This is a genomic window from Saccharothrix hoggarensis (assembly GCF_042678885.1).
Lineage (GTDB): Bacteria > Actinomycetota > Actinomycetes > Mycobacteriales > Pseudonocardiaceae > Actinosynnema > Actinosynnema hoggarensis.
The window spans coordinates 1-11,573 of the sequence record NZ_JBHTLK010000218.1; the positions used below are offsets into that span (position 1 = coordinate 1).

At 72.5% G+C, this 11,573-nt stretch carries 13 protein-coding genes and 1 pseudogene; 6 read left to right on the top strand and 8 right to left on the bottom strand.

Going from position 1 to position 11,573, the window contains the following annotated elements:
• The 3 genes and pseudogenes from ACFQ3T_RS29100 to ACFQ3T_RS29110 all read right to left on the bottom strand — a co-directional run.
• Window positions 1-241 (bottom strand): annotated as a pseudogene (locus ACFQ3T_RS29100) (hypothetical protein); the annotation flags it as partial.
• On the bottom strand, window positions 238-1,116 hold the full coding sequence (locus tag ACFQ3T_RS29105) for an AAA family ATPase (RefSeq protein WP_380728007.1): 879 nt from the start codon (window positions 1,114-1,116) through the stop codon (window positions 238-240). The gene ACFQ3T_RS29105 and the pseudogene ACFQ3T_RS29100, both read right to left, overlap by 4 nt.
• On the bottom strand, window positions 1,113-1,994 hold the full coding sequence (locus ACFQ3T_RS29110) for an AraC family transcriptional regulator (protein WP_380728009.1): 882 nt from the start codon (window positions 1,992-1,994) through the stop codon (window positions 1,113-1,115). The genes ACFQ3T_RS29105 and ACFQ3T_RS29110 overlap by 4 nt, the downstream gene beginning before the upstream one ends.
• A gap of 70 nt (window positions 1,995-2,064) precedes the next feature.
• Between ACFQ3T_RS29110 and ACFQ3T_RS29115 the strand changes: the two genes are divergently transcribed.
• Window positions 2,065-2,880, top strand: coding sequence for an NADP-dependent oxidoreductase (locus ACFQ3T_RS29115; protein ID WP_380728011.1), 816 nt, complete (start codon window positions 2,065-2,067; stop codon window positions 2,878-2,880).
• A 131-nt stretch (window positions 2,881-3,011) separates the two neighbouring features.
• Window positions 3,012-3,233, top strand: coding sequence for a PspC domain-containing protein (locus ACFQ3T_RS29120; protein WP_380728013.1), 222 nt, complete (start codon window positions 3,012-3,014; stop codon window positions 3,231-3,233).
• A gap of 91 nt (window positions 3,234-3,324) precedes the next feature.
• Here ACFQ3T_RS29120 and ACFQ3T_RS29125 read toward each other — a convergent pair whose 3' ends face one another.
• The 5 genes from ACFQ3T_RS29125 to ACFQ3T_RS29145 form a co-directional block, all read right to left on the bottom strand.
• Window positions 3,325-4,671: a beta-N-acetylhexosaminidase gene (locus tag ACFQ3T_RS29125; protein WP_380728030.1), complete on the bottom strand. Its 1,347-nt coding sequence runs from the start codon at window positions 4,669-4,671 to the stop codon at window positions 3,325-3,327.
• Window positions 4,671-5,534: a carbohydrate ABC transporter permease gene (locus ACFQ3T_RS29130; protein ID WP_380728016.1), complete on the bottom strand. Its 864-nt coding sequence runs from the start codon at window positions 5,532-5,534 to the stop codon at window positions 4,671-4,673. The genes ACFQ3T_RS29125 and ACFQ3T_RS29130 overlap by 1 nt, the downstream gene beginning before the upstream one ends.
• Window positions 5,531-6,421, bottom strand: coding sequence for a carbohydrate ABC transporter permease (locus tag ACFQ3T_RS29135; protein WP_380728018.1), 891 nt, complete (start codon window positions 6,419-6,421; stop codon window positions 5,531-5,533). Before ACFQ3T_RS29135 ends, ACFQ3T_RS29130 begins: the two co-directional genes overlap by 4 nt.
• On the bottom strand, window positions 6,418-7,692 hold the full coding sequence (locus tag ACFQ3T_RS29140; protein WP_380728020.1) for an extracellular solute-binding protein: 1,275 nt from the start codon (window positions 7,690-7,692) through the stop codon (window positions 6,418-6,420). Before ACFQ3T_RS29140 ends, ACFQ3T_RS29135 begins: the two co-directional genes overlap by 4 nt.
• A gap of 128 nt (window positions 7,693-7,820) precedes the next feature.
• Complete coding sequence (locus tag ACFQ3T_RS29145; RefSeq protein ID WP_380728022.1) at window positions 7,821-8,489, bottom strand: copper homeostasis protein CutC; 669 nt, start codon at window positions 8,487-8,489, stop codon at window positions 7,821-7,823.
• Between the two features lie 367 nt (window positions 8,490-8,856).
• Here ACFQ3T_RS29145 and ACFQ3T_RS29150 point away from each other — a divergent pair, with 367 nt between their 5' ends.
• The 4 genes from ACFQ3T_RS29150 to ACFQ3T_RS29165 all read left to right on the top strand — a co-directional run.
• Window positions 8,857-9,093, top strand: coding sequence for a hypothetical protein (locus ACFQ3T_RS29150; protein WP_380728024.1), 237 nt, complete (start codon window positions 8,857-8,859; stop codon window positions 9,091-9,093).
• Between the two features lie 180 nt (window positions 9,094-9,273).
• The gene (locus tag ACFQ3T_RS29155; RefSeq protein WP_380728026.1) at window positions 9,274-9,879 is read left to right on the top strand and encodes an RNA polymerase sigma factor; all 606 of its coding nucleotides are present in this window, start codon (window positions 9,274-9,276) and stop codon (window positions 9,877-9,879) included.
• A gap of 59 nt (window positions 9,880-9,938) precedes the next feature.
• Window positions 9,939-10,361, top strand: a complete 423-nt coding sequence (locus ACFQ3T_RS29160) for a carboxypeptidase regulatory-like domain-containing protein (RefSeq protein ID WP_380728032.1) — start codon at window positions 9,939-9,941, stop codon at window positions 10,359-10,361.
• A 279-nt stretch (window positions 10,362-10,640) separates the two neighbouring features.
• Window positions 10,641-11,573 (top strand): tetratricopeptide repeat protein (locus tag ACFQ3T_RS29165; protein WP_380728028.1); only part of this gene is annotated, 933 nt, incomplete at its 3' end.

Genomic DNA, 11,573 nt, shown 5'->3' on the forward strand with positions numbered 1-11,573 from the left:
GAGCCGGCGGGGGCGCCCCGCCGAACCACGCCGCGAACGCCGCGTCGTACCGGGGCAGGTCGTCGGGCTCGGCGCACAACGTCACCCGACCCGCCCAGTAGACCTGGTCGCGCCGCGCCAGGTCCACGTGGGCCGTCGCGGCGACGAACGCCTGCACCCGCTCGGGCCCGCACGCGACGCCGCCGTGCCGGAGCGCGCGGGCGAACCCCACGAGCCCGGTCGACGCGCCGCCTCCGGTCATCCCACGATTGTGCTCCCGATCACGTCGGTCAGCACACCGGCCGAAAGGGCGCGCTGGGCGTCCTCCCGGTACTTCAGGACGGCACCGAGCGTGGTCGCCGCCGTGTCCGCGTCCAGTTCCGTGCGGCCCAGGGTGAGCAGCGCTTCCGCCCAGTCGAGTGACTCGGCGACGCCGGGCGGCTTGAGCAGGTCGAGGTCCCGCAACCGCCGCACGGCTGACGCGACCTGGTGCGCGAGGCGTTCCGTGACGCCCGGCAGGCGGCGGCGCAGGATGGCGACCTCGCGGGCCAGGTCCGGGTGCTCCAGCCAGTGGTAGAGGCAGCGGCGCTTGAGGGCGTCGTGCACCTCCCGGGTGCGGTTGGACGTGAGCACGACCAGCGGTGGGGTGGCGGCGGCGATCCGGCCCAGCTCGGGGATCGTCACCGAGTTCTCGCCCAGCACCTCCAGCAGGAACGCCTCGAACTCGTCGTCCGCCCGGTCCACCTCGTCCACCAGCAGCACGCACGGCGCGTCCTCCAACGCCTGGAGCAGCGGACGGGCCAGGAGGAAGCGGCGCGTGTACAGCGACGCCTCGGCGGCCTCGGCGTCCACCGGCCCGGCCGCTTCGAGCGCGCGCAGGTGCAGCAGCTGGCGGGGGAAGTCCCAGTCGTAGAGGGCCTGGGTGGCGTCGATGCCCTCGTGGCACTGGAGGCGGATCAGCGGCAGGTCGAGGGCCTGCGCCAGGGCCACGGCGAGGGACGTCTTGCCGGTGCCCGGCTCGCCCTCGCAGAACAGCGGGCGGTGCATCCGCAGCGCCAGGAACGCCGCGGTCGCGATGCCCGCGTCGGGCAGGTAGCCGACGCGGTCCAGCTCTCCGGCGAGCTCCTCGGGGGTCACGTCTCCGAGGGTAGGCGGCGATAGCGGCCGGGCGCCGTTCCGCGCGCCCGCTTGAACGCGGCGGCGAAGGCGAACTCCGACGTGTAGCCGACCCGCGCGGCGATGGTCGACAGGGGCGCGTCGGTGTCCTTCAGGAGGCGGGCGGCGGTGGTCATGCGCCACCACGTCAGGTACGTCAGCGGCGGTTGGCCGACGAGCGCGGTGAACCGCCGGGCGAACGGGGCGCGCGACAGGCCGGCGGTGGCGGCGAGCTTCGCGACCGTCCACGGGTGCGCCGGGTCGCGGTGGATGTGGTGCAGGGCGGTCGCGGTGACGGGGTCGTTCAGCGCCGCCGCCCAGCCGGTGGTGTGCGGCGAACCGGTGAACCACGTGCGCAGCAGGTAGACGAGGAGCGTGTCGAGCAGCGACGGCACCAGGGCGTCCGAGCCGAGGCGCGGGTGGTCCAGCTCGCCGGCGAGGAGGGTGACGGCGGCGTGCAGCTCCGGGCCGGACACGAGCACGGTGTCCGGCAGGTCGCGGAGCAGCGGGTGGACGTGCGCCAGCTCGTACGCGCCGCACACCGTGACGGTGGTCGGGTTGGCGGGCGCGGGGTGTGCGGCGAGGTCCGGGTCGTGCGCCTCTTCCGCCAACGGGGTCGCCGGGCTGTCCGCGAGCGTGTGGCCCCGGCCGTCGGGCAGGAACACGACGTCACCCGCGTGCAGCTCGACCGGGTCGGCGTGGTCGCGCAGGAGCCAGCACGAGCCCTCCAGCACGACCTGGAACCCGGACGCTCCCGGCACCGGCTCGAACCGCCGCGCCCACGGAGCCTCCCACGCCACCCGTGCAGCGACGGGCCGTCCCGTCCGCATCACCGCGACCACGTCGCTCAGCACGTCCACAAGACGATTGAACATGAACAGCGGACGTCCAAGCATGGATCGTCTCGGTGCGGCTTCCTACGGTGATCAGGTGAAGAGCGCACGGATTCATGAGTACGGCGACCCGCGGGTGATCGTGGTCGAGGACATCCCGATCCCCCGACCGGGGCCGGGCGAGGTGCTGGTGGAGGTGGCGGCCACGTCGTTCAACCCCACCGAGGTGGCGGTGCGGGCGGGGATCTTCCCGCTCCCCCTGCCGCGCACGCTCGGCTGGGACGTGGCCGGCACGGTCGACGGCGAGCCCGTGATCGGCTGGATCGACGGCGCGGCCGCCGAGTACGCCGTCACCACCGCCGACCGGCTCGTCCCCGCCCCGCGCGCCGTCCCGCTGCCCGACGCCGCCGCCCTCCCCCTGGCCGGCCTGACCGCGTGGCAGATGGTGTTCGAGCACGCGGAAGTGCAAGCGGGACAACGGGTCCTCGTCAACGGCGCGGGCGGCGGGATCGGCGGGTTCGCGGTGCAGCTGGCCAAGCACGCGGGCGCGCACGTCACCGCCACCGCGTCCCCGCGCAGTGCCGACGCCGTGCGACGGCTGGGCGCGGACGACGTCGTCGGCCACGGCCCGTCGGGGCGGTTCGACGTCGTGCTGAACCTGGTCGCCGACGCCGAGGTGGCCCGGCTGGGCGACGTCGTCGTCTCGGCGACCAGGAGCGACGCCCCCGACGCCCACGTCGTCACCCGCTTCGACCCGTCCCAGCTCACCGCGTTGGTGGCGTTGGTCGACCGGGGCGTGGTCGCGCTCGACGTGTCCGAGCGGCACGGCCTCGCCGACCTCCCCGAACTGCACCGCCGGGCCGAAGCGGGCGACCTCAGGGGCAAGGTCGTCGTGGCACCGCGGCAGTCGTGACACCCCCGAGAGCCGTGACACCCTGAGCGTCGTGACACCCCGGGAGTCGTGCCACCCTGAGACCGGGGGTCCGGGTGAAGTCAGGGTGCGCCCCCGATGCCCTGAAGCGCCTGGCAGAGCACTCTTGAGCCATGACGAACGACGTGCTCACCGAAGCCACCGACAAGGTCAAGAAGCTCCGCCGCAGCCGGAACGACAAGATGGTCGCGGGCGTCTGCGGCGGCGTCGCCAAGCTGATCGGCGTGGACGCGGCGCTGCTGCGCATCCTGCTCGTCGCCGCCACCCTCTTCGGGTTCGGCGCCGGCGCCGTCTTCTACATCGCGGCGTGGTTCATCATGCCCGAAGAGGACTGAGCGCCCGAGGCTGAGCGCCGGAGGGTGAGCGCCGGAGGGTGAGCGCCGGAGGGTGAGCGCCGGAGGGTGAGCGCCGGAGTGCCGCCGACCCTCACCGCGGGAAGCCCGGCACGCCCGGGAGCGCCTGCCACGGCCGGGGACCGTCGAGGGGGCGGTACTCGACGCCGAGCGCGTCGAGCCGCGGCAGGTGGTGCTCGGCCAGCCGGGCCAGGAACTCCGCCTCGTCGCGCTCGGGCGGGCTCCACACGACCTCGGCGAACGCGCTCAGCCGGGGGAAGGCGGCGTAGTCGAGCCGCCGCGGCGAGTCGAGGTGCTCGGTCCACAGGTTCGCCTGCGCCCCCAGCACCCGGTCCGCCGCCGCCGGCTCGTACCGGTACACGTCCGCGAGGGTCGTGACGGTGCCGACGGGGATCGGCTCGTCCGGGTGGTCGGACTGCCGGTAGTCCAGGTAGACGTGCTCCTCCGGGCACATCACCACGTCGTGGCCGCGGTCCAGCGCGGTCAGGCCGGGCTGCTCGCCGCGCCACGACGCGATCACCGTCCGGGCGGGCAGGGGGCCGACGGCCAGCACCTCGTCCCAGCCGAACGGCCGCCGCCCGCGCTGGTGCAGGTGCTGGGCGACGCGGCGGACGAACCGGCCGTCGCCGCCCTCCGCCTCGTCGCCGCCGAGCCCGACCACCTCGGACGGGAACACGTCCAGCAGCTCGTCGAACACCTGCCGGAAGAAGTCCACAGTGGACTCGTCGGCCTTCAGCACGGCGGGGTTGACGCCCCAGTCGGTCCACACCCCGCCCGGTGACGTGCCCAGCTCCGGGTACGCGGCGACGGCCGCCCGGCTGTGCCCCGGCACGTCGATCTCCGGCACCACGGTGATGTGCCGTGCCGCCGCGTACGCGACGACTTCCCGCAGGTCGTCCTGGGTGTAGTAGCCGCCGTGGGGACGCCCGGCCATCCCGCCGGACCGCCGGTCGCCGAACCGCGAGTCCGGCCGCCACCCGCCGACCTCGTGCAGCCGCGGGAAGCGCCGCGACTCGAACCGCCAGCCCTGGTCGTCGGTGAGGTGCAGGTGCAGGACGTTCAGCTTGTGCACGGCCAGCAGGTCGACGTACCGCAGCAGGTCGTGCTTGGGCAGGAAGTGCCGCGCCACGTCCAGCATCACGCCCCGCCACGCGAACCGCGGGTGGTCCTCGATCGCGCACACCGGCAGCGTGACGGCCCCCGGCGGCACGGCGCGGAACGCGTCCGGCCCGCTGAGCTGCCGCAACGTCTGCCGGGCGTAGAACTCGCCGGCGTCGTCGGACGCCTGCACGCGCACGCCGTCGGACGTCACCGACAGCCGGTAGCCCTCGGCGGGGCCGGCCACCCGCTCGACCTCGAACGCGCCGTCGAACGGCACCTCGCCGGCGCCGCGGCGGAACGACACCGGACGGGGCAGGATCACGACTTCACCGCCCCGGCCAGGCCCGCGACCAGCCGCCGCTGCACCAGCACGAAGAACACCAGCACCGGGATCGTCATCAACGTCGAACCGGCCATGATCGCACCCCAGTCGTTCTGGTCGGGTTTCACGAACACCTGCAACGCGAGCGGCAACGTCTGGTTCTCCGCCGCCGAGATGATGAACGTCTTGGCGAACAGGAAGTCGTTCCACGCGTGGATGAACGACAACACGCTCGTCGCCACCAAACCAGGCGCCACCAACGGGAACAACACCTGCCACAGGAACCGGAACCGCGACGCGCCGTCGAGCGTCGCCGCCTCCTCCAGCTCCACCGGCACCGCCGCGACGAACCCGCGCAGCATCCAGATCGCGAACGGCAGGCTGAACGCGAGGTGCACCAGCACCAGCGAGCCCAGGTGGTTGAGCCCGAACACCGGCGCCACGTCCCGCACCGACTGCATCACGAAGAACAGCGGGATGGTCAGCGCCTCCACCGGCACCATCTGCACCACCAGCAGCATGACCAGCAACGTGGTGCGGCTGCGGAACCGGAACCGGGTCAGCGCGGTGGCCGCCAGGAACGACAGCAGCAGGCTCAGCAGCACCACCGCGACCGCCACCACGACGCTGTTCAGCAGGTACCGGCCGAAGCTCTGCACGGTCAGGGCGCGGACGAAGCTGTCGAACGTCGGCGCCAGCGTCCACGGCCGCGGGTCGGCCGAGATCACCTCCGCCTCCGGCTTCAACGCCGTCAGCACCATCCAGTACAGCGGGAACGCCACCACCGCCGCGACGGCGACCGTGACGGCCTCCGCCGCCCACCGCCCGCTCCGCCTGCCCCGCCGTCCGGTCGGGCTCACAGGACCTCCCCGCTCCGCCGCAGCGCCCGCAGGTAGCCGACGGTGACGATCAGCAGCAGCACCGTCGTCACCACGCCGATGCTCGCGCCCAGCCCGTACTCCGAGGCGGCGAACGCCTGCTGGTACGCGTAGACGTTGAGCACGAGGTTCCGCCCGGCGATGCCGCCGCCGTTGGTCATGATGTAGATCTGGGTGAACACCTTGAAGTCCCAGATGATCGACTGGATCGTGACGACGATCAGCAGCGGCCGCAGCAGCGGCAGGATCACCGTCGTCGCCGCCTTCGCGGTGCTCGCGCCGTCCAGCGCGGCGGCCTCCAGCACCTCGCCCGGGATCGCCTTGATGCCCGCGTAGAGCGTCACCATGACGAACGGGAACGAGCACCAGATCACCTGCGCCGCGACCAGCCCGAACGCCACCCACTTGTCGTAGGTCCAGGAGAACCCGGTGGTGCCCAGCAGCTCGTTGGCGAACCCGAAGTTGGCGTCGAACAGGAACAGCCAGATCGTCGACCCGGCCACGGCGGGCGTCGCCCACGCGCCCAGCGCGGCCAGGAACAACGCCATCCGCGCCCACGTGCGGACCCTCGTGACCAGCACCGCCAGCGCCGTGCCCACGAGCAGCGTGCCCACCACGCACACCGCCGCGAACGCGACCGTCTGCCCGAGCACGGCCCAGAACCGGGCGTCCCGGAGCAGGTCGGCGTAGTTGCCCAGCCCCAGGAAGGTCAGCGGCGCCCCGCCGCTGACCTGCTCCTGGCCGTAGTCGAACAGGGAGATCACGACGAGCTGGTAGATCGGGTAGCCCATCAGCCCGACCAGCACCAGCAGGGCGGGCGCGAGGTAGGTGAACGCGACCCGCCCGTCGCCCCTCCGCGCGGGCATCATGAGCCGAAGGCGGCGTTCATCTGCTGGGCCGCTTGCGCCGCCGCCCGGTCGAGGTCTTCCCCGCCGGCCGCGACCTGCTGCAACAACGTCGGCAGCACGGCCTGCGCGTCGATCTTGGCCCAGTCCGGGGTGACCGGCACGAACCGCGTGCCCGCGTCCAGGGTCTTGATGAACGGCTCCAGCACCGGGTTCGCCTTCGCGACCTCGTCCTGGACGTCGCCGAACGTCGGCAGGTTGCCCATCGCGTCGAACATCTTCCGCTGGTACGCCTTGCCGCCCAGCAGCCGCACGAACTCGGTGGCGAGGGTCTTGCGCTCGCTGCCCTTCAGCACGCCGAGCAGGTTGCCGCCCGCGAACGCCGGCGCGATGTCACCGGCGTTCTTGCCCGGCAGCGGCACGACCGCGTACTTGCCCGCGGCGCTGGACGCGTCGACCGACTTGCGGTTGAAGTCACCGCCCACGACCATCGCCGCCTTGCCGGCGCGGAACGCCTCGACGCTCGCGTCGCCGCCGTTGCCCGCGCACTGGGCGGGCGGGCAGATGTCGTCCGCGATGAGCTCGGTGTACTGGCGCAGGCCCGCTTTCGACTCCGGGCTGTCGATCGCGGAGACGTACTTGTCGCCGTCCTTGCGGGCGATCTCGCCGCCGTTGGCCCAGACGAACGGCATCGCGCCGTAGGTGTACTTGCCGCCGGCGGAGATGCCGAGCAGGTCCGGCTTGGCGGCGCGGATCCGCCGGGCGAGCGGGGCGATCTCGTCCAGCTTCGTCGGGGGCTGGAGGTTCAGCTCCTGGAAGACGTCGGTGCGGTAGTAGAGGGCGCGGACGCCGACGTACCAGGGGACGCCGTAGACCTTGCCGTCCACCTTGCCCGTGTCGAGGACGGCGGGCAGGAGGTCCTTCGCGTCGGGCCACTGGTTGAGGTCGAGCTCGGCGAACCCGCCGCCCGCGACGTAGCCGGCCAGGTCGGTGTTGCCGAACTCGGCGACGTCGGGGGCGCTCTCGGGGTCGCTGAAGGCGGCCTTGAACCGCTCGGCGCGGGTCTGGACCTGGATGTACTGGACGTCCACGGTGACGCCCTGGTGCGCGGCCTGGAACTCGGTGACCGCCTCCTTGACGACCGCTTCCTTCGGGCCCCGGTTGACCTCGTCGAACAGCCAGACCCGGAGCCGGCCGGTCTGCTCGTCACCGCCGGCGGGGGCCGAGCCGGACTGGACCGGGGCGCACCCGGCCAGCACGACGGCGCCCACGGCTGCTGCCACTACGAACCGCATCCTCGCCCACCCTTCCGCTGTATCGTCGTTGCGCCATACGCAACGCGTATTTCACGGGAAGCAACGGGGATGCTAATGCCGGGTCGGCAAGCGGTCTAGACCAGATTGCGACGGGAGCCGGATTGCCCTCAGCGCACCGGGTCCTGGACGAGCCGGACCCAGCCGCGCACGGCGTCGGCGGACACCGGCGCGCCCCACCCGCCCGGCCGCACCGCGCCGCCGACGTGGAACCCGGTGACGCCGAAGGACTTCAGCCGCGGCACGTGCTCCGCCTTCAGCCCGCCGCCGACCAACAGGGCCGTCGCCGCCTGCCGGCCCGCCAACCGCTCCAACGCCGGGAACCCGTCCGCCACCCCGCGCGGGCTGCCGGCGGCCAGCACGGTGTCGCACCCCAACTCCCCCACCACCGCCCACGCGGCCTCGGGGTCGGCCGAGTTGTCCAGTGCCCGGTGGAACGTCCAGGCGCATTCCTCGACCTCGGCGGCGAGCGCGGCGCACGCCGCCACGTCCACCCGCCCGTCGCCGTCGAGGAACCCGAACACGAACGCGCCCGCCCCGGCCTCCCGCAACACCGCGGCGTCGCGCCGCAGCCCGTCGAGGTCGCGGGGCGCGAACCCCGGCCCGTCCCGCAACATGACCCGCACCGGGAGGTCGGTGGCGGACAGGACGTCCCGCAGCACGGCAACCGGGGGCGTCAGCCCGTCGGCCCCCATGTCGACCGCGAGCTCAACCCGGTCCGCGCCACCTTCTTGGGCAGCGACAGCGTCAACGGCGTCCAACGCGATAACCTCAAGCATGGTCTAGACCATACCGACGGCCACGTCGCATGGGCAGGCGTCCGCGCATGCACCTCTGGTCTCCAGGGTGCTCCGCCGTGCGCCGCCTCCTTCCATCCCGGCAACGTTCTCGCGGGCCGAATCGTTGCCGGACGACGGCCCGGTTACTTCGTCCGGGTGATCTTGAAGCACGTCACCGGTTCGAGGCGGAGGCGGAGGGCGGGCGGCCCGGAGGGACGCGATGAGGAGAGCAAAAAGAGGTCTGAGCTGCGATTATGGGTTGACAGGAGGTAAGCGTCAAATGTGAACAGCGCTCGATGTATCCAGCGTAGAACTACTCACTCCTTATCTGATGACCGATCCTCAACCCCGACTGAGGAGGCCCGCGATGAACGCCACTCCGCCTGGCGTCGACGAGCTCGAACCCGTGGACGTGGGGGCGGCGCTCGACGGCACCGAAGTGCTGACCGTCGAGCCCGCCGCCCCGACCAACGCCGTGACCGACCTGGTCAAGGTGAAGGAAGACCCGCTGGTCGGCGACACGCCGCCGGCCACGCCGACCGGCCACCACCAGACGCACAGCGTCCCGGTGGACGTCACCGGCACGCAGGTCAGCACCAACTGAAAGCTCTGGGGGACGAGGTGGCGGTCGGTCGGCTTCGAGGGGTGCCGACCGGGAGTCACCCGCAGTGAGGGGGGAGGCGGTCCGCGGTGCGAGGGGGGCATCGCGGACCGCCGCCGCGACTGACCAGGTGGTGTGTGACGATCAGCTCCGGCTGGGGGACGCCGAGAAGGAGGTGACGACGTGGGAGAACTGCGCACGGCCGGTGAGCGCCCACCGTGGGAGGGGCTTGACGGCACGGACCGGCACGCGGCTTGCGTCGTCGCCGCGCGCGACGGCGACCGCAGGGCGCTGGACGTCCTGGTCGCCGACCTGACACCGCTGGTGTGGCACGTCGCACGAGGACACGGGCTGGACCGCAGCACCGCGGAGGACGTGGTGCAGACGGTCTGGCTCGCGCTGTTGCGCCACCTCGACCGGTTGGTCGAGCCGCGCGCGTTGGCCGGGTGGCTCGTCGTGGCGACGCGCCGCGAGGCGCAGCGCACCTGGACGCCCGCCCGGAGGGAAGCCGCGCTGACCGACGAGCTGGCGGAACAACTGGAAAGCGAGCACGGCCTGCCGGAGGACGCCGCCCTGGTCACCGACCGGGACCACCGGTTGTGGCGGGCGTTCGGCCGGTTGTCGCAGAAGTGCCAGGAACTGCTGCGGCTCACCGTGCTGGCCGGCCGGGCGGAGTACCGCGCGGTCGCCGAAGCACTGTCCATGCCACGCGGCAGCATCGGCCCGACCAGGGGCCGGTGCTTGACCACGTTGCGCACACATCTCGACGCGGAAGGAGGATCGCGGTGAACGACATCGACCCGCGCGATGACCGCAGAGGCCAAGAGGACACCGCTGTCCTCACGGAACTGAACCGCCTGGTGTACGAGTTGGACGCGCCCCCGCCGGGGCTCGTCGAACGCATCCAGTTCGCGGTGGCTTTGGAGAACCTGGACGTCGAGGTGGCCCGCTGGGAGCGCGCGGGCTCGTTCGCGGGCGTGCGTGGCGGCAGCCCGGGGACCATCACGTTCACGGTGGACAACCTGACGTTGATGGTGAACTTCACGTCCACGGGCGCCCGGCACCGCATCGACGGCTGGCTGGTGCCGGCCGGTGAGCACACGGTCGAGGTGCGGGTGGCCGAGCACGCGTCGAGCACGACGAAGGCGGACGACGGTGGCCGCTTCGTGCTGTCGGACGTGCCGGCCGGGACGACGCAGATCGTGGTGCACCTGGTGAACTCGCGGGGTGAGCCCGGTCGGACGGTCGTGACGCCGACGATCATGTTGTGAGGGCGGACGGGCTCGTCACGGTCGGTTGATCAACGGTGAACTCACGGAGAGTAACCCGTTCGGCTCAGCCATAACCTCCACAAGACGGCTTCTCGGACACGTTCTGTGTGCTGGCATAGGGACGTGTCCGCCTCTCGTGCTGCCCTGCCGCTGTCACCGTCCGTTCCCAGTGGTGTCGAAGTAGCCTCCGGCCTGCACAAACAGGCTTATCGGGCGGCGTCGGCGGGTCGTCCGGCGGATGCCGTGACGTTGTTGCGCCGTGCACTTGGTGCACTGCCCGTGATATCGGCGGGCGTCGAAGCGACCACGGTCCGCATCCGGATCCTGATCACCCTGTCGTACGGGGAGGCCGAGACGGGGTCGGTGGAGGACGGTCTGGCGCACCTGCGGACGGCGGGTGAGCTGGTGTCGACGTTGCCCGAGGGCCCGGACGCGGTGGGGTTGCGGGCGATCGTGAAGGACCAGCAGGCGTTGATCCTGCACCGCGCGGGGCGGACGGCGGAGGCCATCGCGCTGTACGACGAGTCGGTGCGGCAGCTGGAGGACGGCCGGGCGTCGGGGGCGGTGGGCACGGCGACGTTGGCGACGGCGCTGGTGAACCGCGGGTTGACGCACATCGCGTTCGGGCTGCCGGAGGCGGCGGAGCGGGACGTGCTCCGGGCGATCGACCTGGCGGAGGCGGACGACCTGCCGCTGATGAAGGCGAAGGCGCTGGGGAACCTCGGCGACATCGCGCACCTGACCGGTGACGTGCCCCGGTCGTTGGCGTGCCACGAGCAGGCGGAGCGGGTGTTCCGGGTGTTGGCGCCGGACCTGGTGGCGCGCACGCAGATCGACCGGGCCCGGGTGATGCTGGCCGCGGGGTTGGCGGACGAGGCGGCGCGGCAGCTGGACGAGGCGCTGGTGGTGCTGCGGCGGCGTCGGGTGGGGCAGGACTTGGCGGAGGCCGAGTTGGCGCGTGCGGCGGCGGCGTTGTTGCAGGGCGATCCGGTGACGGCGTGGGGGTTGGCGGGGCAGGCGCGGCGGCGGTTCCGGCGGCGTGGCAGCACGTCGTGGGCGGAGTTGGCGGCGTTGACGCGGATGCGGGCGGAGTTCGCGTGGTCGGCGTCGCCCGGGGGTGCGGCAGGGACGTTCGTGCCGGCGCAGGGGGTTTCGCCGGAGGCTCGGCGGGTGCCGGCGCGGTCGCCACCGGCGCGGGCGGCGCGGTTGGCG

What these genes read in the sequence shown, in the direction of transcription:
- ACFQ3T_RS29120 (WP_380728013.1), top strand. Translation starts at nt 3,012, where the DNA reads ATGACGAACGACGTGCTCACCGAAGCCACCGACAAGGTCAAGAAGCTC.
- ACFQ3T_RS29135 (WP_380728018.1), bottom strand. Translation starts at nt 6,421, where the DNA reads ATGATGCCCGCGCGGAGGGGCGACGGGCGGGTCGCGTTCACCTACCTC.
- ACFQ3T_RS29140 (WP_380728020.1), bottom strand. Translation starts at nt 7,692, where the DNA reads ATGCGGTTCGTAGTGGCAGCAGCCGTGGGCGCCGTCGTGCTGGCCGGG.
- ACFQ3T_RS29145 (WP_380728022.1), bottom strand. Translation starts at nt 8,489, where the DNA reads ATGCTTGAGGTTATCGCGTTGGACGCCGTTGACGCTGTCGCTGCCCAA.
- ACFQ3T_RS29150 (WP_380728024.1), top strand. Translation starts at nt 8,857, where the DNA reads ATGAACGCCACTCCGCCTGGCGTCGACGAGCTCGAACCCGTGGACGTG.